This window comes from Neorhizobium vignae (assembly GCF_000732195.1).
Classification (GTDB): Bacteria; Pseudomonadota; Alphaproteobacteria; order Rhizobiales; family Rhizobiaceae; genus Neorhizobium; species Neorhizobium vignae.
Genome location: NZ_JNNU01000017.1, coordinates 55,805 through 78,083, shown reverse-complemented (window position 1 = coordinate 78,083; position 22,279 = coordinate 55,805). Strand labels below are relative to the sequence as shown.

The following is a 22,279-nucleotide window of genomic DNA, read 5'->3' as shown; positions in this document are numbered from 1 at the left end:
CTTCGCATAAAAAAGCCGGCGCCTTACAGACGCCGGCTTTCCATCACGTTTCACGTGAATCCTTGGGGAGGATCAGAGATCGACAACCGGGCTCTGGCCGGAAGAGCGGTTCTGCCGCTCGCGCATGAAGCGATCGAACTCTTCCTGGTCCTTGGCTCGGCGAAGCTCGCGCACATAGTTGTCGAACTCTTCGCGCATTTCGTCCAGCTTGCGGCGTTCTTCTTCGATCCGGTCGATCTCGGTCTTGCGCCAATCGTCGAATGCGACGTTGCCGGTGGTGAAATGCGTGTTGTAACGGGATTTCGCCCGACGGCAGCCGGCGAACATGCGATCAGCCCGGTCGTTGGCATCGCGCTTGAAGCCGCGGAGCCGTTCCCCGAAGAGAATATAGGCGAGCATGGCAAGGCCGAGAGGCCAGAAAACGACGAAACCGAGCACCATGAGAGCGATGGTAGCCGGCGTCCAATCCGGACGAATCAATGCTGACTGGTTCATTGGTCACACCCTGATGTTTCAGCGGGTGGCCACATGCCATCCCGTCTCATTCCGATTTGGTGAGCCCATGATCCGCCTTCAAGAAGACGGATCATTAAATTCAAGAAGATGCTGAAATATAAACAGGAATTCAAAGAACCCGAGGAGCCTAGCCGGCCTTGCCGCCCTTGATGACCCGTTTGACCGGAGTCTTCTTGACCGCAGACTTGGCATGTTTCTGGGTGAAGGCCACGATGCGAGGCGCGATCTCGCGGCGGAAACGCGAGCCGTTGAACACGCCGTAATGGCCGACATCCGGCTGCATGTAATGCAGGCGCATGTCATCCGGGATATTGGGGCAGATGGTCTGTGCCGCATTGGTCTGGCCGAGACCGGAAATATCGTCGTTCTCGCCCTCGATGGTCAGAAGCGCCACCTGGCGGATGAGCCTGGTATCGACCGGAACGTTGCGGTGCATCATCTCGCCCTTCGGCAGCGAATGCTTGATGAAGACCGTATCGACGGTCTGGAGGTAGAATTCCTCGGTAAGGTCCATGACCGCCAGATATTCGTCGTAGAACTCGCGGTGCTTCTCGGCGGACTCGCCGTCATTCTTGACGAGGTGCTGGAAGAATTCCTTGTGGGCGCTCACGTGCCGGTCGAGGTTCATCGACATGAAACCGGACAATTGAAGGAAGCCAGGATAGACGCGGCGCATGAAACCGGAATGCGGCCAGGGCACGTTCATGATGACGTTGTCGCGGAACCACTCGATCGGATGTTCTTCCGCAAGCTTGTTGACGGCGGTCGGGTTGATGCGGGTATCGATCGGGCCGCCCATCAGGATCATCGAGGCCGGGACCATCGAATCGCGCTGCGATTCCATCACAGCCACGGCGGCAAGCACCGGGACGGAAGGCTGGCAGACGCCGATGACATGGGTGCCGGGGCCGATCGCATGCAGCATCTCGATGATGTAGTCGATATAGTCGTCGAGATCGAAGCGGCCGTCGGTGATCGGCACCATGCGGGCGTCGATCCAGTCCGTGATGTAGACATCGGCGCTTGGCAGCAGCGCTTCCACGGTGCCGCGCAACAGCGTCGCATAGTGGCCGGACATCGGCGCGACGATCAGGATCTTCTGGTCCGGGGCACGGCCGGCCGGCAGATCGCGGCGGAAATGCAGGAGATTGCAGAACGGCTTGTTCCAGACGATCTCTTCGGTCACCGCGACGGTCTCGCCTTCGACGATCGTGAAGGGGAGATCGAAGGCCGGCTTGCCGTATCGGCGCGTGACCCGCTCGAAGACTTCAAGGCCGGCGGACAACGTCCGGCCCATCGTCGTATGGGAAAACGGATTGAGCGGGTTGGAATAGAAGAAGTGCATGGCATCCGCGGCGGCGCGAACGGGGGCCATCGCGGCGTGGTTCATCTCGTAGAATTGATAGAACATCGAGGTGCTACCTTTCGTGATTTCCGACAGTGGCATCGAACCAATCGGTTCAGGAGCAGCGTGGGGATAGGCTAGCACTTTTCTATTGCGGTGCAACATTATGGGGAATACCGGCTGAATTGGCCAAGAGGAAGGCGGAACCGCAGATCATTCTGCTGTCTTGAGAATGACATGTAAGCCTTAAAGTTCCACCTTCCAAGCCTGGTTAAGGACTCATGCCCGCCGGCGGGCATGAGTCCCCCGATCATTCAGATGTCGGCGACGAAGGTCTGCCGTTGGGTGCCGAGGCCATCGATGCCGAGTTCGACGACTTCGCCAGGTTTCAGGAAACGCTGCGGTTTCATGCCGAGGCCGACGCCCGGAGGCGTGCCGGTGGAGATGATGTCGCCCGGATGCAGCGACATGAACTGGCTGAGATAGGAGACGAGATAACGGACGCCGTAGACCATCGTCTTGGTGGAGCCGTTCTGCATCTTCTCGCCGTTGACGGTGAGCCACATGCCGAGGTTCTGCGGATCGGCGATTTCATCCTTGGTGACAAGCCAGGGGCCGATCGGGCCAAAGGTGTCGCAGGACTTGCCCTTGGTCCACTGGCCTGAGCGCTCGGCCTGGAAGGCGCGTTCGGAAACGTCGTTGGTCAGGCAGTAGCCGGCGACATAATCCATCGCGTCGGCTTCCGAGACATATTTCGCGGTCTTGCCGATAACCACCCCGAGCTCGACTTCCCAGTCGGTCTTTTCAGAACCGCGCGGGATGACCACGTCGTCGTTCGGGCCGACGATGGCAGAGGTCGCCTTCATGAAGATGATCGGCTCCGGCGGTACGGTCGCGCCGGTTTCTGCGGCGTGGTCGGAATAGTTGAGGCCGATGCAGATGAACTTTCCGGTGCCGGCGACGCAAGCGCCGATGCGGGTCGGCTGCAATTCGGGCAGGCTTTCCGGATCGAGAGCGGCGATCCTGGCAAGGCCTTCGGGGGAAATGGCCGCCCCGGCGATATCGGCGACGTGGCCGGAGAGATCGCGGATCTTGCCCTGGTTATCAAAAAGTGCCGGCTTCTCGTGGCCCGGCTCGCCAATGCGCATCAGTTTCAAAGCATGGTCCTCCATTTACCGGGAGGTTTATGGAACATGCGTCCCGGCTTGTCACGCCCGTTTTCTGCCAACCAGAAGTCTGTTGCCAAGCAGGTCGACGGGCCTATTGTTAATGTTAAATCTAATCCCTGCCTGCAATTTCGGAGAATGCCCATGACCAGCAGCAATACCCGCGATTCGGAGTTTCCGATCGATACCTTCTTCCTCGACCGCTGGTCGCCGAGGGCGTTTACCGAGGAGACGATCGATCACGCGACCATGCTGACGATCCTCGACGCCGCCCATTGGGCGCCCTCCTCCGGCAACAACCAGCCTTGGCGTTTTATCTATGCGCTACGCGGAACGCCGTCATTTTCGGTGCTCCTGGATGTTCTCGTACCGGGTAACCAGCGCTGGGCGCAGCATGCGGCGGCGCTCCTGATTGTCGTCTCGAAAACCTATCGCGTGGCCAGCAACGGCGAACACCGGCTCGCCTATACCCATTCCTACGACACGGGTGCGGCCTGGTTTTCGGTGATCTGCCAGGCGATGAAGCTCGGTTATCATGCACATGGCATGGAAGGGCTCGACAAGGAAAAGGCCGTCGAGGTGCTCGGGATTCCGGAAGGTTACCGGGTCGAGGCAGCGGCTGCGATCGGCCGGATCGCCGACAGAAGCACACTTCCCGAGGATCTTGCGGAGCGGGAATTCCCCAGCAAGCGCAAGCCGGTTTCCGAAATCGCCTTCGAGGGGAAATTCACAGGGGAGCCCTGAGCGCCGGCGTAGTTTTAAGAATTGTTTCACGTGAATCCCTATCCACAGGAAAGATTCACGTGAAACATTTTCGAACTGGACAAACAAAAAGCGGCGGCCCGAGGACCGCCGCTTTTTGTTGCGAAGCTTGAACGTCAGATGTCGAGGTTGGCGACGCTCAGCGCGTTTTCCTGAATGAACTCGCGGCGCGGTTCGACTTCGTCGCCCATCAGGCGCGAGAAGAGACCGTCCGCGTCGGTCGCGTCGTTGACCCTGACCTGCAGCAGCGAGCGGACGTTCGGATCGAGCGTCGTTTCCCAGAGCTGCTCGGCATTCATCTCGCCGAGACCCTTGTAACGCTGCATGGAGAGGCCCTTGCGGCCCGTCGCGAAGATCGATTCGAGCAGCGCGCGAGGGCCGGACATCTCCTGCTGGCCATCCTTGCGGGTGAGGACCGGCGGGGTGCGGTAGATTTCCTGCAGGCGCGTGGTCATCTGGTCGATATGGCGGGCATCGGCCGAACCGATCAGCGCGACGTCCACGGCCGCGACTTCCTTGACGCCACGCACCATGCGCTCAAACCGCAGGCCGCCCTCGTCCGTCACATGGCCGGTCCAGCCGCGTTCGGTTTCTTCGGCGATCATGTCCAGGCGACGGGCGACTTCGTCGGCAGTCTGCTGGGCGCGTTCGCGGTTGTCGGTGAGTTCCGGATTGAGGGCACCGGCGATCGCGGCCTGTTCGATGATCGAACGGCTGTAGCGGGAATGCAGGCCCTCGACCAGGGCGCGGAGACGCAGCGCATCCTGGATGACCTCGCGCATGTCCTGTCCGGCACGGACTTCACCGGAGCCGAGCGTCAGCGTCGCCTCTTCGAGGCCCATGGTGATAAGGTATTCTTCCAGGGCGACTTCGTTCTTCAGGTACTGGATCGACTTGCCGCGGCTGACCTTATAGAGCGGCGGCTGGGCGATATAGATATGGCCGCGTTCGATCAGTTCCGGCATCTGGCGGAAGAAGAAGGTCAAAAGCAGGGTACGGATATGGGCGCCGTCGACGTCGGCATCCGTCATGATGATGATCTTGTGGTACCGCAGCTTGTCGGCGTTGAACTCATCCTTGCCGATCGATGTACCGAGCGCCGTGATCAACGTGCCGATTTCCTGGCTTCCGAGCATCTTGTCGAAACGGGCACGTTCGACGTTGAGGATTTTTCCGCGCAGAGGAAGAATAGCCTGGTTCTCGCGCGACCGGCCCTGCTTGGCGGAGCCGCCGGCAGAATCGCCCTCGACGAGGAAGAGTTCGGACTTGGCCGGATCGCGCTCGGAGCAGTCGGCAAGCTTGCCGGGCAGCGAGGCGATGTCGAGCACGCCCTTGCGGCGGGTCAGTTCGCGGGCCTTGCGGGCGGCTTCGCGGGCGACGGCTGCTTCCACCACCTTGCCGACGAGGATCTTCGCTTCGGTCGGATGTTCTTCGAACCAGGTGCTCAAGGCTTCGTTCATCAGGCTTTCGACAACCGGCCGAACTTCCGACGAAACGAGCTTATCCTTGGTCTGCGATGAAAACTTGGGGTCGGGCACCTTGACGGAGAGCACTGCGGTCAGGCCTTCGCGGCAGTCTTCGCCCTGCAGCGTGACCTTTTCCTTCTTGGTGATGCCGGAACTGTCCGCATAGGACGTCACCTGACGCGTCAATGCCCCACGGAAGCCGGCCATATGGGTGCCGCCGTCGCGCTGGGGGATGTTGTTGGTGAAGCAGAGCATGTTTTCGTGGTAACTGTCGTTCCACCACATGGCCACTTCGACCGTCATGCCATCCTTCTCGCCCTTGATGGCGACGGGCTTGTCGACCAGCGGCTTCTTGGAGCGATCGAGATAACGGACGAAGGCTTCGAGACCTCCGTCATACAGCATCTCTTCTTCCTTGATGTCCGGCTTGCGCTTGTCCGTTAGCCGGATTCTGACGCCCGAATTCAGGAAGGCCAGTTCGCGCAGACGATGCTCGAGCGTGCCGTAGTCATATTCGGTCATCGTGAAGGTATCGGAGCTGGCGAGGAAGGTAACCTCGGTTCCGGAACGGCCTTCGTATTCGCCGATGACCTTGAGCGGACCGTCGGCGACACCATGCGTGAAGGAAATCTCATGGAGCTTGCCGTTGCGGCGGATGCGCAGTTTCAGCCATACGGACAATGCGTTGACGACCGAGACGCCGACGCCGTGCAGACCGCCGGACACCTTGTAGGAGTTCTGGTCGAATTTGCCGCCCGCATGGAGCTGGGTCATGATCACTTCGGCAGCGGAAACGCCTTCGCCGGTGTGAATGTCGGTCGGGATGCCGCGGCCGTTATCCGTCACGGTCACCGAGCCGTCCGCGTTGAGCGTGACAGTCACCAGGTCGGCATGGCCGGCCAGCGCCTCGTCGATCGCGTTGTCCACGACTTCGTAAACCATGTGATGCAGGCCGGAGCCGTCGTCCGTATCGCCGATATACATGCCGGGCCGCTTGCGAACGGCATCGAGGCCCTTCAGAACCTTGATCGAGTCGGCACCATATTCGGCACTCGCGCCATTATCGCTGACGGGTGTATCGGTCATCAATTATCTTCCAATTCGTTTGAGATGCCGGTTAAGCGAATCACCGGCCATTCCACCCTCAGAATATAAGGAAATCGGGGCGGTTTCTAAAGGTTGGGCCTCACCAATACGGCACGAAAGCCGTGGATGCGCAGCGAATTCAGCCCCGCATCTCGGCTTTTTTGAGGAGCGCGTCCATTTCCTCTATCACGTCCGGCGGCAAAGAGCGAATCCGCTGCGCCAGCCGGTTGGCAAAGCCGGTGTATGATGGCGGCAAGCCCGCAGTATCAAGCACGACTTTCGGATGCGACGCTTCGGCAAGCCGGAAAAGCTCTTCCGCCTCATCCCAGATGACGTTGAAATAACCGGCGATCCGCTGCAGCAGTTCGAAGGTCGGCCGGCCGCGTTTTCCATGCTCCAGGGCTGAAAGATAGGCAGGCGTGACGCCGATTGCCTCGGCAAGCTGGCGCTGGGTGATACCCTTGCGGCGGCGCAGTTCTCTCAGTGCATGACCGAAGGGAGTCATTCCCGATCTCCCCGGCCGCGCGAAAGCCGCACATACATGGCACCCTCCCCGCCATGATGGCGCGCCGCCCATTCGTAGGACGAGATCAGGAACCGGAACTCGGCTTTCGAAAACCACAGCGGCACCGCACGTCGGAGCGCACCTTCGCTGCCCATAGAGCTGCCCTTGCCGGTAATCACCAGCACATGGCGAAGGCCACGTTCATGGGCTCGCAGCAAAAAGTCGAGAAGCAGATCGTGGGCCTCGCCCTGGAATAGTCCGTGCAGATCGAGACGGGCATCGATCGGCAGCCGGCCCTTGGCGAGCTTTTTCTTGACGGGCCTTTCAAGCGGCTGATGAGAACCCACGGGACGCCTGACCGGAACGGGCGCCGGAAGTTCGACCGCATAACTCTCCTGCCGCGGCGCGGGTTTCGGCTTTTTCGCTTCAACGGCCGCTTCTTCCGCGGCGATCTTTGCCTCTTCCGCTTCCTCGAATTCGAGAATTTCCTTCATGCGGCCAGGCAGGGCGCGGGCGGATTTAGCCACCCTTCCCCACAATATCCGCTCTTCCGGATCGAGTTTGCGACCGCCCTTCATCGGCCGTACCTGACGGCCGCTGCCTTGGGGATGAGGAGATAGAAATCCGCATCGTTGCGCACCGTTCCGGCAAGCTCGCCCGCCTCGAAGCCGGAGCCGGTAAAAATGTCGCCGCGCGCCGGGCCGACGATCGCCGAGCCGGTGTCGAGCGCCAGCATCAGCCGCGCGAAGGGTTTGCCCCCATCCATATGGGTCAGCGTCTCGGACCGGATGAAAAAGGGAAAACCGAACGTGTGGATCTGGCGATCGACCGCCAGCGAGCGTCCCGGGATCAGAGGCACCTTGGCGGCAGCCACCGGCCCGAGCGACGGATCGGAGACATCCGCTTCCCGGAAGAAGATGTAGGAGCGATTGTGCCAGAGCACTTCCTCCACCTTAGCCGGATTCCCGGCCAGCCAGGCGCGGATGCTCTGCATGGAAATCTTCGCGGGGTCGATCTCGCCGCGGTCTATCAGCAGCTTGCCGATCGGCGAGAACGGGTGACCCGCCTTGGCGGAATAGGTGATCCGCCGGATGCTGCCGTCCGGATATCTCAACCTTGCGGCACCCTGGACATGGACGAAGAAGACATCGACCCTGGATTTCGCATACGCGATCTCCAGGCCCCGGCCCTCGAGAAAACCACGATCGATCTCGCCGCGATCCGGGTAGGGCACAATCCCGTCCGATGTCTGCCGGCCAAACATGTAGCCGGAGTCCAATCCTGCTGGACGGTTGCTGTCGTCGAGATCAATGAGATCGTCCGGACGATAGTAGAAGGGATGCGCCCAGACCGTATCTCTCGTTTCCGAGACCTCGATCTCAGGCTCGTAGAAAGCGGTGACGAAACCGCGCCGGCCGTCGTTGCGGGCGATCAGGAAGGGGGTGCAATGGCTCTCGAAAAAGGCCCGGGCAGAAACGGGACCGCCCGGGATGTCCCGGGCGGTTTCGATGAAGGTGGCGAGTTCCTCGGCCGTCAGGCCAAGGGAGCCGGTGCGATATGGCTTGACCTTGCGGATATGCTCCAGCGACGCACGCATGCCGGCAAACAGTGCAGTCGGATCGTCATCGCCCCACCCCGCAAGATCGGAGAAGGTGACCTGCCGAAGAGTATAATCCGCAGAGTTCAAGGTCATTGTTCGGATTCGGTGGCGACCAATCTCCAGTTCGGATCGCGTGAGTGGATGTCGCGGGCGAAGGTCCAGATGTCTGTCACTTCGGCCACGGTTTCCTGGTCGCCGTCGATCAGTGCGCCGGCCTTGTCATAGGTGGCGGAAATGAGCTGGCTGACGATGCGGACGGTGATCTGTTCCTCGGCATCCTTGACGGCGGCATGGGTGATATCCGCCTTGTCGATGCCGACGAAAGTGGACTTCACCACCTCGCCGCGGGATTCGCGGTCGGTGATCGCCGCGTCGAAACCGTCGAAAACCTCCTTGGAGAGAAGGCCCTTCAGCGTCTTCCGGTCACCGTCGGCAAAAGCCATGACGATCATCTCGTATGCCATGCGGGCGCCATTCAGAAACTCGCGGGGACGAAAAGCGGGATCGGACTTGACCAATTCTCGCAGCGCGGCGTTGAGAGGCGTATCCGGCTTGGCGAGAGCGTCGACATCCGCATAGCGCTGCTCGTCCTCCGTGGCATCCCGGCGCGGCAGGGTCACGACCTTGCTGTCGTCGCCACCCGGATTTTTCGCGACGTCGCGGGGGCTGTAAGGATCGAACGGCGGCTTCTCGCTTCCCGTCCGGCGTCCGAGCACACTGCGCAGTTGCAGGAAGATCAGAACCGCTGCGACAAGGAAAAAGAGTGTTATAAAGTCGTTGGAGCCCATCTTAACCCGCATTTGGCGTTTAAATATTCGGTGCAGTCTCTCATATAGTCTGCATACGCCTATCATTCAAATGGCGAAGACGTTAGCGCTTTGCGCGCAACCGGATATCACGACACAGGGAATCTCATGCGCTTCTTTCTCGTGCCGCTCCTTCTGATCGGCTGGCCGCTCGCCGAAATCGCGGGCTTCGTGCTCGTCGGCAAGGCAGTAGGCCTCTGGGCGACGCTCGGTCTGGTGATTGGTACCGCAGTGCTCGGAGCCCTTTTGCTGCGCAATCAGGGGACCCAGATCCTAAGGAAGATTTCGACTGAGAGCCGCGACGGCCGCGCGCCGGGCCGCGCCCTGATCGACGGCGCGATGATCGTCGTCGCCGGAATCCTGCTGCTGCTGCCCGGCTTCCTCACCGACATCATCGGGCTGGCGCTGTTCATTCCCTTCGTGCGCAGCCTGATCTGGTCTGTGGTCGGCCGCCGCATCGTCGTCGTCCGTTCGCCGCGCAGCGAGAGCTATCGCTACGAAAGCGCAAGGCCTTCTCCGGAGGCCAAGAAAACCGGGCCGGTGGTCGATCTCGACGAGCAGGACTACCATCGCGATCCCGATCCCTCTTCGCCCTGGGCTGGCCCCAAAAGCAAGGAACCCTGAGAGGTCCTGCGGGTTGGCCAGGGTTGTAAGCCCCCAGACGAAATGTTAGAGGGCCTCAACGCTCCAAAGCCTCGAGGAAATCCCAATGGCAGACGATAACAACCAGGCCGCAACGCCGTCCCTCAACATCCTGGCGCAGTACACCAAGGATCTCTCCTTCGAGAACCCGGGCGCTCCGCGTTCGCTGCAGGCGCGCGACAAGGCGCCGGCGATCAACATCAATGTTAACGTCAACGCCAATCCGCTTTCCGACGCCGATTTCGACGTTATCCTGACGCTGAACGCCGAAGCCAAGGAAGGCGACAAGATCGTCTTCGCGGCCGAACTGGTGTATGGCGGCGTCTTCCGCATCACCGGTTTCCCGCAGGAGCACATGCTGCCGCTGCTCTTCATCGAGTGCCCGCGTCTCCTGTTCCCCTTCGCGCGCCAGATCATTGCCGACGTGACGCGCAATGGCGGCTTCCCGCCGCTGATGATCGATCCGATCGATTTTGCGCAGATGTTTACGCAGCGCATGGCCGAGGAACAGGCCCGTTCCAAGGTTCAGGTGCTGGACAGCTAAGCCAAAATTTTCCAGATTTGACGAAAGAGCCCGGGCTTCGACCCGGGCTTTTTATTCGGCCGTTCCGTATTTCAGCCAGACCGCCTTGTCCTTCAGCGACGCGACCATGGCGGCATGCGCCTGGAGCTCGGCTTCGGTCAGCCGGGGGCCAAGAGGCCGGGGGCGACCCGCAACCTCGATTACGACTTCCTCCACCTCGACCACCGTCGAAGACCGCTCGTTGCCCATCAGGCCGAGCGCCGTCTGACGACCGCCGGTCATCTCGATATAGACCTCGGCGAGCAGCTCGGAGTCGAGCAGCGCGCCGTGCTTGGTGCGGTGGGCATTGTCGATGCCATAGCGGCGGCAGAGCGCATCGAGCGAATTCGGGCCCATCGGATGTTTGCGGCGGGCCATGGCCAGCGTGTCGATGACCTGGTCGGACATCACGGGCGGCAGGCCGAGGCGGGCGAATTCCGCGTTCATGAAGCCCATGTCGAAGGTCGCGTTATGGGCAATCCATTTGGCACCGTCGAAAAATTCGATGATCTGCTGGGCGACGTCGCCAAAGCTCGGCTTGTCCTTCAGGAACTCGTCGGTGATGCCATGAACCGCAAGCGCGTCCGGATGAACCTTGCGGTCGCCCGGATTGATATAGAGATGCAGCGTCCTCCCGGTCGGGAAATTATTGATCAGCTCGATGCCGCCGATTTCGATCACCCGGTCGATCTTCGATTCGAGGCCCGTGGTTTCCGTATCGAAGATGATCTCACGCATGGGGCTTTTTCTCGCTCGTCTTCCCGGCCTTCAGAGATGCGATGATGTCGCGAACACGTTCTCTCGCCGCGTCCAGTCCAAGGCCCGTATCGACAAGGAAATCGGCTCTTTTGCGTTTTTCCGCATCGGGCATCTGACGGGAGAGAATCATTGCCAATTTTTCCTCCGTCATGCCGGGACGCGCAAGCACCCTGTCGCGCTGTATCTGTGGATCGCAGGTGACAACGACAATAACATCGACGCGATCCTCGCCCCTCACTTCGAAAAGAAGCGGGATATCGAGGAGCACGAGATCGGTGCCGGCCTCTCTGTGGCGGGTCAGGAAATCGACTTCACGCTTGCGAACCAGCGGATGGACGATGGCTTCGAGGACCGGGAATTTTTCAGGCGATGCCGAAAGCTGGCGGGACAGTTCCTGACGGTCGATGACACCGTCCCTGACGGTGCCGGGAAAGGCGTCGCCGACGGGTGCGACCGCATCGGTGCGATAGAGATCGTGGACGACGGCATCGGCGTCATTCACCGGGACGCCCTCTTCCGCAAACATTTTCGCGGTGGTCGATTTTCCCATTCCGATGGAGCCGGTGAGGCCGATGACGATCATCCGTGTCTTTCCATATCAGCGATGACAAGATCCCGCAGCGCCTGATCGACCACCGGGCGGCGGCCGAACCATTTTTCGAAACCGGGAACGGCCTGGTGCAGCAACATGCCGAGACCATCGACGATCGGGAAACCCTGCGCCTCGGCCTGGGCCAGCAGCGGTGTTTTCAAAGGTACGTAGACGATATCGGTGACAACGGCGCCGGATGCCAGCGGCGAGTAATTGATATCAGGCGTTTCGCTGCCGTCCATGCCGAGCGATGTCGTGTTCACGAACAAGCCGGCGCCGGTCATAACTTCATTCAGCGCTTCGGCCGGATGGGCATGAACTTTCACGCCGAAGCGGTCGGCAAGTTCTCTAGCCCGTGCGACGGTGCGGTTGACCACGTGGATCTCGCCGATGCCGCGATCGCGGATCGCCTGGATGACGGCGCGGCTCGCACCACCGGCGCCGAAGATCACCGCGCGATCGGTGTTGTCCCACCCCGGATGGCGGTCGTCGAGATTGGCGGTAAAGCCGTGGCCGTCGGTATTGGTGGCGTGTAGCAGGCCGTCTTCCATCCAGAGCGTATTTGACGCCCCAAGCTCTTCCGCCAGGTCATCCGGCCGATCAGCGAGCTTAAAAGCAAGCTCCTTGTGGGGAATAGTGACGTTGCCGCCGCGAAAGCCGGAACTGCCGTCCTTCAGCGATTGGATGAAGGCGGGGAAGTCCGCTTCGGTCACGGCCTCAGGCCTGTAGGTCCCGGCAATTTCGAACTGCTTCAGCCAGTGGCCGTGGATCAACGGCGAGCGGGAATGCTTCACCGGCCACCCGGTTACGAAAGCATTAACCAAAAATGTTTCACGTGAATCAGTCATCGATCGCTTTCAGGTCACGGAGCTTTTCGAGAAGAGGCAGCATGGGCAGGCCGAGGATGGTGAAATAGTCGCCCTCGATCCTCGAAAAGAGCTGGATGCCTTCGCCTTCCAGCTGATAGGCCCCGACGCTGCCGTAGACCTTTTCGCCGACCCGCGACAGATAGCGATCGACGAAGGTTTCGTTCAGCTCGCGGACGGTCAAGTCCGCATGCGCGACATGCTCCCAGACGATCTGGTTATCACGCGCAAAAGCGATTGCGCTGTTCAGGCGGTGGGTCTTGTTCGAGAGGGAAAGCAGATTTTCTTTCGCTTCAGCAAGGGTCTTCGGCTTGTGATAAACCCGACTCCCAAGCGACATGGTCTGGTCCGAGCCGATCACCAGAGCACCCGGGAAATGTCCGCTGACCTCTAAAGCCTTTGCCTTGGCGAGCGTCAGTGCCACCTGGTCGGGGCTTGCGCCTTCCAGGCCTGCCTCGATCTTGCGCTCGTCGATATCGGCCGCTCGGCTTTCAAAGGCCAGGCCGGCATTTTCCATCAGCATCCGGCGGAAGGGGCTGGAGGAGGCAAGTACGAGAGGCACTGTCACGAAAATCTCCCAAGAGCTGCGGCGGATTCGCTTAACGCAGCTTCGGGCGTAGCGCAACGATTGCGGCTGCCGTCTCCTCTATCGACCGGCGGGTTACGTCGATGACAGGCCAGTTCTGGCGGGCGCACAGCGCGCGGGCGTATTTCAGCTCTTCGTTGATCGTCGCACGGTCCGTATAATGGCGCCGGTCGAAGCCCTGGGTGACCCCCAGCTCGCGGTGTTCACGCACCTGGCTGATCCGGTCGGTCGTGGCGACGAGGCCGACGATCAGCGGGTGGGTGGCGCGGTAGAGGCTGTCCGGAAGATCGACGCCCGGCACGATCGGGATGTTGGCAGTCTTGATGCCGCGGTTGGCGAGATAGATGCTGGTCGGCGTTTTCGAGGTACGGCTGATGCCGATCAGGACGACATCCGCCTCGTCGTAGTCCTCCGGCATCTGACCGTCGTCGTGATCCATGGTGAAATTGAGCGCTTCGATGCGCTTGAAATAGTCCGCATTGAGCGCGTGCTGGGCGCCGACCCGACGCCGGGACGGAGCCCCGAGATAGGCCTGGAATGTCGCCATCACCGGCTCCAGCACGTTGACGCAGGGCAAGCCCATGTCCCGGCAGCGCTGATCGATGAGCCCGGCCAGTTCCTGATCGACAATGGTGTAAAGAACAATGCCCGGTTCGCGGTCGAGGGCTTCGAGCACCGCGAGCAGCTGCTTTCGGTTGCGGATCAGCGGATAGACATGTTCCACCGCCAGCGACGACTGGAACTGCGCCGAGGCGGCACGGCCGGCGGAGATGAGAGTCTCGCCGGTCGAGTCAGATATCAGGTGCAGATGAAAGAAGTTTTTTCTGTTCTCCACGCTAAACTTAACCCTTTGTTGATAACTCGGGAGAGACCATTGAGTTCTCCTAGGCCCGGACCCGGCCTCGGGAAAACCGCCTAGTTTTCCACATTCGCGACTCCCGCGGATACGGATCAGGCGGGCTTGTGCGTTCTGGGGAAAGGTTCCTCGCGGCTCTTTTTTGTCCCCAGCTTATCCACAGATAGCGCCGAATTCTGCTTCCGACCATCCTCCTGAAATAACTGGCGAAATTTATATTGTCCCGGAAACCTGGTTCTGGGTCTGCTTTTTTATCCGCGCAACAGGTCAGAGGCGGCGGATCGTCGCGTCGGCTGTGAATTGACTTTAATCCTTGCTACTCACCGACTCTAAGAAATAGAAACTAGTAAGATTCATTATCTTATATTTTTAGGGAGAACCCATTGACCGGCGCATACCGGAAGATCGTCGAGGTGCTGGAAGGCAAAACCCTCAGTCCGCCGCCTATCTGGCTCATGAGACAGGCAGGACGTTATCTGCCGGAATACCGGGAAACGCGGGCGACGGCAGGGAGCTTTCTCGATCTCTGTTATACGCCGGATCTGGCTGTCGAGGTTACCTTGCAGCCGATCCGGCGCTACGGCTTCGATGCGGCGATCCTGTTTTCCGACATTCTCGTCATCCCCGATGCGCTTCATCGGAACGTGCGGTTCGTGCAGGGCGAAGGCCCGCAGATGGATCCGATCGACACTGCTGGCATTTCGGCACTGAAAGGCGAAGGGGTTCTCGCCCATCTCGCTCCGGTCATGGAAACGGTTCGTCGGCTGAGACGGGAACTGCCCGAGGAAACCACGCTGCTGGGTTTCTGCGGTGCGCCCTGGACGGTTGCCACCTACATGATCGCCGGCCACGGGACCCCCGATCAGGCCCCTGCCCGCCTGTTTGCTTACCGGCATCCCGAAGCTTTCGAAAAGCTGCTTTCGCTGCTTGCGGAAATTTCCGCCGAATATCTGATCGCCCAGATCGATGCTGGCGCCGATGCCGTGCAGATCTTCGATTCCTGGGCTGGCGTGCTCGGCGAAAAGGAATTCGAGGCCTATGCGGTGAAGCCGGTCGCTCGGATGATCGAGATCGTTCGCAGCCAGCGACCGCGTGCGAAAATCATCGCGTTTGCAAAAGGCGCCGGTCTGAACCTGAAATCCTATCGCCAGAAGACCAAGGCGGATGCGATCGGCCTCGACTGGTCGGTGCCGCTTTCGTTTGCGGCCGAGTTGCAGAAGGATGGCCCGGTCCAGGGCAACCTCGATCCGATGCGGGTCGTGGCCGGCGGCAAGTCGCTCGAAGACGGGATCGACGCCATTCTCGAGAAACTCGGGCAGGGGCCGCTGATCTTCAATCTCGGCCACGGCATCACGCCTGAAGCCAATCCGGATCATGTGACCAGGCTGATCGAGCGGGTGCGTGGAGCCGGAGCGTGAGCGGAGAAGAGAGGCAGACGGGCAAGACGGCCGGCCGGCGGTCAGCACTGCGGGCCTTCGTCGCGCTTGCCGTTTTTATTGCCATCCTGGTTGCGGTCTATCTCGCCCGGCCCGACGACTTCCTCCTCTACATCAAGGCTTTCCACGTCATCGCGGTGATGTCCTGGATGGCGGGCCTGCTCTACATGCCGCGGCTGTTCATCTATCACAGCGACGCGGAACCGGGTTCGGCGCAGTCCGAAACCTTCAAGATGATGGAGCAGCGGCTCCTGAAAATCATCATGAACCCGGCGATGATGATCACCTGGGTTCTCGGTCTTTACCTCGCCTGGGACATCTACGAATTTCGCGGCGGATGGCTGCATGCGAAGATCGGGCTTGTCGTGCTGCTCACAATGGTGCATGTGCTGTTCAGCCGCGCGGTGCGCAACTTCGCGGTCGATGGTCCGCGAAAAACGCCGCGTTACTGGCGTTTGATGAATGAACTCCCGACCGTTCTGATGATCGGGATCGTCATTCTGGTGATCGTGAAACCGTTCTGACGCGAGGATATTCTTTCTTTGGCAAGATTTCCGTCTTGCCCCTTGCGGCGTTCCACGTGAATCGCTATTTTCCTCCCCATCTCATCTCGTGGCATGCGTGTAATTTCCTGTCGTCCCCGGATCATCTTCCGCGGTAGCGAATTTCACCGACACGCCTATCCCCCCGAAATTCTCAATATGGTCCCCTCTTCATGGCTGAAATGAAGCTTCAAGAACTCAAGAGCAAATCCCCTACCGATTTGCTGACCTTCGCCGAATCACTGGAGGTCGAGAACGCCAGCACGATGCGCAAGCAGGAGCTGATGTTCGCGATCCTCAAGGTTCTGGCGAGCCAGGACGTCGAAATCATCGGCGAAGGCGTGGTCGAGGTCTTGCAGGACGGGTTTGGTTTCCTGCGTTCCGCGAACGCAAACTACCTGCCCGGTCCCGATGATATCTATATCTCACCCTCCCAGATCCGCCGTTTCTCGCTGAAGACCGGCGACACGGTCGAGGGCCCGATCCGGGGTCCGAAGGAAGGCGAACGTTATTTCGCGCTTCTCAAGGTCAACACGATCAATTTCGACGATCCGGAAAAGATCCGCCACAAGGTCCACTTCGACAACCTGACGCCGCTCTATCCGAACGAGCGGTTCAAGATGGAACTGGAGATTCCGACTTCCAAGGATCTCTCGGCCCGCGTCATCGATCTGGTGGCGCCGCTCGGCAAAGGCCAGCGTGGTCTGATCGTCGCGCCGCCGCGCACCGGTAAGACCGTTCTGCTGCAGAACATCGCCCACTCGATCACCGCCAATCATCCGGAATGTTATCTGATCGTCCTGCTGATCGACGAGCGTCCGGAAGAAGTCACGGACATGCAGCGGTCGGTCAAGGGCGAGGTCGTTTCCTCCACCTTCGACGAACCGGCCGTGCGTCACGTGCAGGTTGCCGAAATGGTCATCGAAAAGGCCAAGCGCCTCGTGGAGCACGGACGTGACGTTGTCATCCTGCTCGATTCGATCACCCGCCTCGGCCGCGCCTACAACACCGTCGTTCCCTCCTCCGGCAAGGTCCTGACGGGCGGCGTGGACGCCAACGCCCTGCAGCGCCCGAAGCGTTTCTTCGGTGCGGCGCGTAACATCGAAGAAGGCGGTTCGCTGACGATTATCGCGACCGCTCTGATCGATACGGGCAGCCGCATGGACGAAGTCATCTTCGAAGAATTCAAGGGTACCGGCAACTCGGAAATCGTGCTCGACCGCAAGGTCGCCGACAAGCGTATCTTCCCGTCGATGGACATCCTCAAGTCCGGTACGCGTAAGGAAGACCTGCTCGTACCGCGCCAGGATCTTCAGAAGATCTTCGTGCTTCGCCGTATCCTCGCCCCGATGGGCACCACGGATGCGATCGAGTTCCTGATCGACAAACTGAAGCAGACGAAGACCAACGGCGATTTCTTCGATTCGATGAACACCTGATCCTTAGCCGGATTCACGAAAACGACGAGCGCTCGGTTTTACCGGGCGCTTTTCAGTTTGGAGCCGTCTCTGATAGATTGACCCCATGATCCAGGCACTGAACGATACCATCTATGCCAATTCCAGCGGTGCCCTCCCCGCCGGCGTTGCGGTCATCCGGATAAGCGGAGCGCTGGCATTCGAGGCTGCGCGGGTGTTGGCGGGTGATCTCCCTATCGGCAGGAAGGCTGTGCTTCGGACGATTCGGAGCCGCAACGGTTCGATAATCGATCAAGCCCTTGTCCTGGCCTTTCCCGGCCCGAATTCCTTCACGGGTGAGGACTGTGTTGAAATACATGTGCATGGCAGCCGCGCTGTCGTTTCCGCCGTCTATCGGGAACTGGACGCGATCGGGCTTCGTCTGGCCGAGGCTGGTGAGTTTTCCCGCAGGGCGTTCGAGAATGGGAAGCTGGATCTGGTGGAGGTCGAGGGCCTCGCAGATCTGATCGCTGCCGAGACCGAGATGCAGCGGCGGCTGGCGGTCGAACAGGGCTTTGGCGGGCAATCGGCCCTCTATATGGAATGGGCCGAGAGATTGACTCACGCCCGCGCCTTGATCGAAGCGGAACTCGACTTCGCGGATGAGGATGACGTTCCCGGATCGGTTTCGGACAGGGTCTGGGCGGAAGTGGCGGATCTTTATCTGGAGATCGGGAAGCATATAGCTTCGGCTAAAGCCGGAGAGATCATTCGCGACGGGTACAAGGTGGTCATCGCGGGCCCTCCCAATGCCGGTAAGTCCAGTCTTCTCAACGCGCTGGCGAAACGGGATGTTGCGATCGTCACGGAGATTGCCGGCACGACCAGGGATATTCTGCATGTCGACGTGGACATGGATGGTTATCTCGTGCGGTTCTTCGATACCGCGGGGCTTCGTGAGAGCGAGGATCGCGTTGAACAGGAAGGTGTGCGGAGGGCACGCATAGCGATCGAACAGGCCGACCTCGTTCTTCAGCTTGAAGAGATCGATTCGGACTCGAAACAGATCCTCGACAGGGTGACCTCGGAGGTCCTGCGAGTTGGAACCAAGGCAGACTTACACCATGCCTCAACCGTCTACGATCTGAATATTTCCAGCGAAACGGGAGATGGGCTGGACGAGCTTCGTGCCCTGATCCTCGAAAAACTCCGGGCAACCTGGTCTGGATCGCTGGTTCCCAATCGACAGCGGCACCTCCAGTACCTGAAAGAGGCTTCCAATTTTATCGAAGAAGCGTTAAACGGCCGGGAGCTCGATCTTCGGGCCGAGAGCCTCCGGGCCGCAGCATCGTCGCTGGGCCGCATCACCGGCCGGGTCGATGTAGAGGAGCTCCTTGACGTGATTTTTTCGCAGTTCTGCATCGGTAAGTGATTCACGTGAAACAGAGCGATCCTGCTGTTTCATAAGGTAGGCAAATGGAAACGACATTCGACGTCATCGTCATAGGCGGTGGGCACGCTGGCTGCGAGGCAGCGAATGCGGCCGCACGCATGGGGGCCAATGCCGCACTGATAACCCATAGCCGGCAGACCATCGGTGTGATGTCCTGTAACCCCGCGATCGGTGGTCTCGGCAAGGGACATCTCGTGCGTGAGGTTGACGCCTTTGACGGGTTGATGGGCCGCGTCGCGGATGCCTCCGGCATCCAGTTCCGGCTCCTCAATCGCAAAAAGGGACCTGCAGTGCGCGGACCGCGGACCCAGGCCGATCGCAAGCTTTACCGCCTAGCCATGCAGCGTGAAATCTTTGATCACCCTAATCTCACCGTGATCGAGGGAGACGCCTTCGATATCGGGATCGAAGACGGACGAGTGCGTTCGGTTCAACTGAAAGACGGGCGTCGATTCGGATGCGGAACAATTGTTCTGACGACCGGCACTTTTCTTCGCGGTCTGATTCATATCGGTGACCAGAAGGTCCCTGCCGGCCGTGTTGGTGAAGCCCCTTCCCTGGGACTGTCTGAGACTCTGATGCTATTTGGCTTGCGGCTAGGCCGGTTGAAGACCGGCACCCCGGCGCGGCTGGATGGAAATACGATCGATTGGAGCCGTGTGGGTCTTCAGGAAGCCGACGAACATCCGGTTCCCTTTTCCTTCATGACCGATAAGATCACCACAAGGCAGATTGCCTGCGGTGTCACGCGCACGACGGATGCGACCCACAGGATCATTTCGGAGAATATCCACCGCTCTGCGATGTATTCCGGCCAGATCGAAGGGGTAGGGCCGCGTTATTGCCCGTCCATCGAGGACAAGATCGTTCGTTTCGGCGAGCGCGATGGGCATCAGATTTTTCTGGAGCCGGAAGGCTTGGACGATCCGACGGTTTATCCGAATGGCATTTCGACATCCCTCCCCGCGGAGGTCCAGGAAGCGTTCATTCGTACGATTCCGGGCCTCGAGGCAGTAACGATCATGCAGCCCGGTTATGCGATCGAGTATGATCATGTGGATCCCCGCGAACTGACCGCGGGCTTGGAAGTGAAAAAGATTCCAGGTCTATTCCTGGCTGGGCAGATCAACGGGACAACGGGTTACGAAGAAGCGGCGGCGCAGGGGCTGGTGGCCGGCCTGAATGCTGCGCGAAAGACGTCCGGCAGTGAGCCCCATCATTTCAGCCGCGCCGAATCCTATATCGGCGTCATGATAGACGATCTCACGTCTCGCGGGGTGACTGAACCCTATCGGATGTTCACCTCTCGTGCCGAATACCGGCTGTCGCTCAGGGCCGATAATGCGGACGTTCGACTGACGGAGAAGGCAATCGCACTTGGCTGTGTCGGGCCGTCGCGGGCGGCGAAGTTTGAGGCCTATACGCAGGCGTTGGATGCAGGCCGAGAACTACTGCGGGCCCGTAATCTGACCCCGAATGAGGCCAATAATCACGGACTGAAACTGAACAAGGATGGGCAGCGCCGGACTGCGTATGAGTTGCTGGCCTATCCCGATCAATCCCTGGCGCGCCTCACGGCCATCTGGCCTGAATTCGCACAGTTGTCGCCCAAGATTGGAGAAGCCTTGGAGATTGAAGCGTCCTATGCGGTTTACATGAACCGGCAAGCGGCCGACATTCACGCGACTCATCGCGACGAAGCCAGAATTATCCCCCAAGGCTTTGATTTCACTGGACTTCCTGGACTTTCCAATGAGCTTAAAATGAAATTGACAGCAGCAAATCCGGCAAATCTTGCACAGGCTGGCAAGGTTGACGGGATGACGCCGGCTGCCTTGGCTCTCATTCTGGCGCTACTTCGTAAGGAAGAAGTAGCACCGAATCGCCTCAAGCGAGTCCTGTAAATGCTTCTGAACGGCAAGAGTGTTTCACGTGAAACGCAAGAGAAGCTTGAGCATTTTTCAGTTCTTTTTCAGAAATGGGCGAAGGCCATCAACCTCGTTGCGCCCTCAACGCTGGATGAGCTGTGGCGCCGGCATATCGCTGACAGCGCTCAGGTCTTTCAGCTCTCCCCTTCTCCTTGCAAATGGCTTGATCTCGGTTCCGGGGGAGGTTTCCCCGGGGTTATAACCGCGATCTTTTTGGCCGAGGCGCAAGACGGATGGGTTCATCTGGTTGAGAGCAATCAAAAAAAAGCAGCCTTTCTGCGAGTGGCTCTCAGCGAGACGGGCGCCAGAGGCTCTGTTCATCCATTACGAATCGAATCGGCGTCTAAGGCTCTTCCAGATTGCGACCGAATTTCAGCCAGAGCTCTCGCGGAGCTTGATCCGCTTCTTTCCTACACGTCGGCGTGGATGATCGGCAAAGAAACAAGAGCTTTTTTTCATAAAGGCCGGGATTACGCGACGGAAGTCGAGAAAGCCCGTGGTCGTTGGGTATTCGATCTGATAAAACACCAGAGTGCCGTCGAACCAGATTCAGTTATCCTCGAGATAAGCAATTTGAGGCACAAAGAACCCTAGATTTTCAGGTGCCGCATGTTTGAAAGAAATCGGGTTATCACGATTGCCAACCAAAAAGGCGGTGTCGGCAAGACGACGACGGCCATCAACCTGGCGACGGCACTCGCCGCTATCGGCGAAAGTGTGCTGATCGTGGACCTCGATCCGCAGGGCAATGCCAGCACCGGTCTGGGTATTGAGCGCCGCGATCGCAAGATTTCCTCTTATGACCTGTTGATGGGGTATAGCTCCATTGCCGAGACTGCGCTGGCAACGGCGGTTCCGAACCTTCACATCGTCCCTTCGACGATGGATCTGCTCGGGTTCGAGATGGAGATCTCCCAGGCTCCAGATCGGGCGTTCAAACTACGAAGCGCGCTGAACGGCGATGATGCCCTGGCCTATTCCTACATTTTGCTGGACTGCCCCCCTTCGTTCAACCTGCTCACGATGAATGCCATGGCGGCAGCTCATTCCATTCTTGTGCCTCTGCAGTGCGAGTTTTTCGCCCTGGAAGGTTTGAGCCAGCTGCTGGAAACCGTCGATCAGGTGCGTCGCAGCGTCAATCCCTCGCTCGACATCCAGGGAATTGTCCTGACCATGTTCGATGCGCGAAACAACCTCGCCCAGCAGGTCGTCAACGATGTTCGGACGCATCTGGGGGAGAAAGTCTACCATACGTTGATTCCGCGCAATGTTCGCGTTTCGGAAGCGCCCTCCTACGGGAAGCCGGCAATCCTTTACGACTTGAAGTGCGCCGGCAGCCAAGCCTATTTGCAGCTGGCTTCGGAAGTCATCCAGCGGGAACGCAGGCGCAAGGCCGCCTGACGCTCTG

At 59.6% G+C, this 22,279-nt stretch carries 23 protein-coding genes; 10 read left to right on the top strand and 13 right to left on the bottom strand.

The annotated features are described in order from the left end of the window. Positions 1 to 72: 72 nt before the first annotated feature. The 3 genes from GQ59_RS24580 to GQ59_RS24570 form a co-directional block, all read right to left on the bottom strand. Complete coding sequence (locus GQ59_RS24580; protein WP_037086305.1) at positions 73 to 495, bottom strand: DUF2852 domain-containing protein; 423 nt, start codon at positions 493 to 495, stop codon at positions 73 to 75. A 148-nt stretch (positions 496 to 643) separates the two neighbouring features. After that, on the bottom strand, positions 644 to 1,927 hold the full coding sequence (locus GQ59_RS24575) for a polyhydroxyalkanoate depolymerase (protein WP_037086304.1): 1,284 nt from the start codon (positions 1,925 to 1,927) through the stop codon (positions 644 to 646). A 248-nt stretch (positions 1,928 to 2,175) separates the two neighbouring features. Next, positions 2,176 to 3,018 carry a fumarylacetoacetate hydrolase family protein gene (locus tag GQ59_RS24570; RefSeq protein ID WP_037086302.1) on the bottom strand — a complete coding sequence of 281 codons (843 nt, stop codon included), beginning with the start codon at positions 3,016 to 3,018 and terminating at the stop codon, positions 2,176 to 2,178. 153 nt (positions 3,019 to 3,171) lie between these two features. Between GQ59_RS24570 and GQ59_RS24565 the strand changes: the two genes are divergently transcribed. Then, complete coding sequence (locus tag GQ59_RS24565) at positions 3,172 to 3,771, top strand: nitroreductase family protein (RefSeq protein ID WP_037086300.1); 600 nt, start codon at positions 3,172 to 3,174, stop codon at positions 3,769 to 3,771. Positions 3,772 to 3,905: 134 nt separating this feature from the next. On the opposite strand, the gene gyrB is transcribed toward GQ59_RS24565, so the two are convergent. The 5 genes from gyrB to GQ59_RS24540 form a co-directional block, all read right to left on the bottom strand. Beyond that, complete coding sequence (gyrB, locus tag GQ59_RS24560) at positions 3,906 to 6,341, bottom strand: DNA topoisomerase (ATP-hydrolyzing) subunit B (protein ID WP_037086298.1); 2,436 nt, start codon at positions 6,339 to 6,341, stop codon at positions 3,906 to 3,908. A gap of 139 nt (positions 6,342 to 6,480) precedes the next feature. Then, the gene (locus GQ59_RS24555) at positions 6,481 to 6,846 is read right to left on the bottom strand and encodes a helix-turn-helix domain-containing protein (RefSeq protein ID WP_037086297.1); all 366 of its coding nucleotides are present in this window, start codon (positions 6,844 to 6,846) and stop codon (positions 6,481 to 6,483) included. Continuing rightward, positions 6,843 to 7,424: a Smr/MutS family protein gene (locus GQ59_RS24550; RefSeq protein WP_037086295.1), complete on the bottom strand. Its 582-nt coding sequence runs from the start codon at positions 7,422 to 7,424 to the stop codon at positions 6,843 to 6,845. The genes GQ59_RS24555 and GQ59_RS24550 overlap by 4 nt, the downstream gene beginning before the upstream one ends. Beyond that, entirely contained in the window at positions 7,421 to 8,539 is a 1,119-nt protein-coding gene (mltA, locus tag GQ59_RS24545) for a murein transglycosylase A (protein ID WP_037086294.1), read from the bottom strand. The genes GQ59_RS24550 and mltA overlap by 4 nt, the downstream gene beginning before the upstream one ends. Beyond that, complete coding sequence (locus GQ59_RS24540) at positions 8,536 to 9,234, bottom strand: Tim44/TimA family putative adaptor protein (protein WP_037086367.1); 699 nt, start codon at positions 9,232 to 9,234, stop codon at positions 8,536 to 8,538. Before GQ59_RS24540 ends, mltA begins: the two co-directional genes overlap by 4 nt. Before the next feature lie 126 nt (positions 9,235 to 9,360). On the opposite strand from GQ59_RS24540, the gene GQ59_RS24535 reads away from it, so the two are divergent. Together GQ59_RS24535 and secB are read left to right on the top strand one after the other, a co-directional pair. Next, positions 9,361 to 9,876, top strand: a complete 516-nt coding sequence (locus GQ59_RS24535) for an FxsA family protein (protein WP_037086292.1) — start codon at positions 9,361 to 9,363, stop codon at positions 9,874 to 9,876. A gap of 85 nt (positions 9,877 to 9,961) precedes the next feature. Continuing rightward, positions 9,962 to 10,438: a protein-export chaperone SecB gene (gene secB / locus GQ59_RS24530; RefSeq protein WP_037086290.1), complete on the top strand. Its 477-nt coding sequence runs from the start codon at positions 9,962 to 9,964 to the stop codon at positions 10,436 to 10,438. A gap of 51 nt (positions 10,439 to 10,489) precedes the next feature. On the opposite strand, the gene dnaQ is transcribed toward secB, so the two are convergent. From dnaQ to GQ59_RS24505, 5 genes are read right to left on the bottom strand one after another with little or no spacing between them, the layout of a single operon-like run. Then, positions 10,490 to 11,194: a DNA polymerase III subunit epsilon gene (gene dnaQ / locus GQ59_RS24525; RefSeq protein WP_037086288.1), complete on the bottom strand. Its 705-nt coding sequence runs from the start codon at positions 11,192 to 11,194 to the stop codon at positions 10,490 to 10,492. Beyond that, on the bottom strand, positions 11,187 to 11,798 hold the full coding sequence (gene coaE, locus GQ59_RS24520; RefSeq protein ID WP_037086287.1) for a dephospho-CoA kinase: 612 nt from the start codon (positions 11,796 to 11,798) through the stop codon (positions 11,187 to 11,189). Before coaE ends, dnaQ begins: the two co-directional genes overlap by 8 nt. Then, positions 11,795 to 12,655 (bottom strand): shikimate dehydrogenase, encoded by an 861-nt coding sequence (locus GQ59_RS24515; RefSeq protein ID WP_037086286.1) that lies wholly within the window; start codon positions 12,653 to 12,655, stop codon positions 11,795 to 11,797. The genes coaE and GQ59_RS24515 overlap by 4 nt, the downstream gene beginning before the upstream one ends. Further along, on the bottom strand, positions 12,648 to 13,241 hold the full coding sequence (locus GQ59_RS24510; protein ID WP_037086285.1) for a Maf-like protein: 594 nt from the start codon (positions 13,239 to 13,241) through the stop codon (positions 12,648 to 12,650). The genes GQ59_RS24515 and GQ59_RS24510 overlap by 8 nt, the downstream gene beginning before the upstream one ends. 31 nt (positions 13,242 to 13,272) lie before the next feature. Then, on the bottom strand, positions 13,273 to 14,094 hold the full coding sequence (locus GQ59_RS24505) for a pyruvate, water dikinase regulatory protein (RefSeq protein WP_037086282.1): 822 nt from the start codon (positions 14,092 to 14,094) through the stop codon (positions 13,273 to 13,275). 404 nt (positions 14,095 to 14,498) lie between these two features. Between GQ59_RS24505 and hemE the strand changes: the two genes are divergently transcribed. From hemE to GQ59_RS24470, 7 genes are all read left to right on the top strand, one after another. Then, positions 14,499 to 15,533, top strand: a complete 1,035-nt coding sequence (gene hemE / locus GQ59_RS24500) for a uroporphyrinogen decarboxylase (RefSeq protein WP_037086281.1) — start codon at positions 14,499 to 14,501, stop codon at positions 15,531 to 15,533. After that, entirely contained in the window at positions 15,530 to 16,075 is a 546-nt protein-coding gene (gene hemJ, locus GQ59_RS24495; protein ID WP_037086279.1) for a protoporphyrinogen oxidase HemJ, read from the top strand. Before hemE ends, hemJ begins: the two co-directional genes overlap by 4 nt. Before the next feature lie 191 nt (positions 16,076 to 16,266). Beyond that, positions 16,267 to 17,532: a transcription termination factor Rho gene (gene rho / locus GQ59_RS24490; protein WP_110118995.1), complete on the top strand. Its 1,266-nt coding sequence runs from the start codon at positions 16,267 to 16,269 to the stop codon at positions 17,530 to 17,532. Between the two features lie 88 nt (positions 17,533 to 17,620). Continuing rightward, entirely contained in the window at positions 17,621 to 18,922 is a 1,302-nt protein-coding gene (mnmE, locus tag GQ59_RS24485; RefSeq protein WP_174459634.1) for a tRNA uridine-5-carboxymethylaminomethyl(34) synthesis GTPase MnmE, read from the top strand. 44 nt (positions 18,923 to 18,966) lie between these two features. Next, on the top strand, positions 18,967 to 20,847 hold the full coding sequence (gene mnmG / locus GQ59_RS24480) for a tRNA uridine-5-carboxymethylaminomethyl(34) synthesis enzyme MnmG (protein ID WP_037086275.1): 1,881 nt from the start codon (positions 18,967 to 18,969) through the stop codon (positions 20,845 to 20,847). Continuing rightward, on the top strand, positions 20,848 to 21,465 hold the full coding sequence (gene rsmG / locus GQ59_RS24475) for a 16S rRNA (guanine(527)-N(7))-methyltransferase RsmG (RefSeq protein WP_037086274.1): 618 nt from the start codon (positions 20,848 to 20,850) through the stop codon (positions 21,463 to 21,465). 15 nt (positions 21,466 to 21,480) lie between these two features. Continuing rightward, positions 21,481 to 22,272 carry a ParA family protein gene (locus GQ59_RS24470; RefSeq protein ID WP_037086273.1) on the top strand — a complete coding sequence of 264 codons (792 nt, stop codon included), beginning with the start codon at positions 21,481 to 21,483 and terminating at the stop codon, positions 22,270 to 22,272. Positions 22,273 to 22,279 lie beyond the last annotated feature (7 nt).

What these genes read in the sequence shown, in the direction of transcription:
- GQ59_RS24550 (WP_037086295.1), bottom strand. Translation starts at nt 7,424, where the DNA reads ATGAAGGGCGGTCGCAAACTCGATCCGGAAGAGCGGATATTGTGGGGA.
- GQ59_RS24555 (WP_037086297.1), bottom strand. Translation starts at nt 6,846, where the DNA reads ATGACTCCCTTCGGTCATGCACTGAGAGAACTGCGCCGCCGCAAGGGT.
- dnaQ (WP_037086288.1), bottom strand. Translation starts at nt 11,194, where the DNA reads ATGCGTGAGATCATCTTCGATACGGAAACCACGGGCCTCGAATCGAAG.
- gyrB (WP_037086298.1), bottom strand. Translation starts at nt 6,341, where the DNA reads ATGACCGATACACCCGTCAGCGATAATGGCGCGAGTGCCGAATATGGT.
- rsmG (WP_037086274.1), top strand. Translation starts at nt 20,848, where the DNA reads ATGCTTCTGAACGGCAAGAGTGTTTCACGTGAAACGCAAGAGAAGCTT.
- GQ59_RS24540 (WP_037086367.1), bottom strand. Translation starts at nt 9,234, where the DNA reads ATGGGCTCCAACGACTTTATAACACTCTTTTTCCTTGTCGCAGCGGTT.
- GQ59_RS24580 (WP_037086305.1), bottom strand. Translation starts at nt 495, where the DNA reads ATGAACCAGTCAGCATTGATTCGTCCGGATTGGACGCCGGCTACCATC.
- GQ59_RS24535 (WP_037086292.1), top strand. Translation starts at nt 9,361, where the DNA reads ATGCGCTTCTTTCTCGTGCCGCTCCTTCTGATCGGCTGGCCGCTCGCC.
- mnmG (WP_037086275.1), top strand. Translation starts at nt 18,967, where the DNA reads ATGGAAACGACATTCGACGTCATCGTCATAGGCGGTGGGCACGCTGGC.
- rho (WP_110118995.1), top strand. Translation starts at nt 16,267, where the DNA reads ATGGCTGAAATGAAGCTTCAAGAACTCAAGAGCAAATCCCCTACCGAT.
- GQ59_RS24470 (WP_037086273.1), top strand. Translation starts at nt 21,481, where the DNA reads ATGTTTGAAAGAAATCGGGTTATCACGATTGCCAACCAAAAAGGCGGT.
- GQ59_RS24515 (WP_037086286.1), bottom strand. Translation starts at nt 12,655, where the DNA reads ATGACTGATTCACGTGAAACATTTTTGGTTAATGCTTTCGTAACCGGG.
- GQ59_RS24575 (WP_037086304.1), bottom strand. Translation starts at nt 1,927, where the DNA reads ATGTTCTATCAATTCTACGAGATGAACCACGCCGCGATGGCCCCCGTT.
- mltA (WP_037086294.1), bottom strand. Translation starts at nt 8,539, where the DNA reads ATGACCTTGAACTCTGCGGATTATACTCTTCGGCAGGTCACCTTCTCC.
- secB (WP_037086290.1), top strand. Translation starts at nt 9,962, where the DNA reads ATGGCAGACGATAACAACCAGGCCGCAACGCCGTCCCTCAACATCCTG.
- coaE (WP_037086287.1), bottom strand. Translation starts at nt 11,798, where the DNA reads ATGATCGTCATCGGCCTCACCGGCTCCATCGGAATGGGAAAATCGACC.
- GQ59_RS24565 (WP_037086300.1), top strand. Translation starts at nt 3,172, where the DNA reads ATGACCAGCAGCAATACCCGCGATTCGGAGTTTCCGATCGATACCTTC.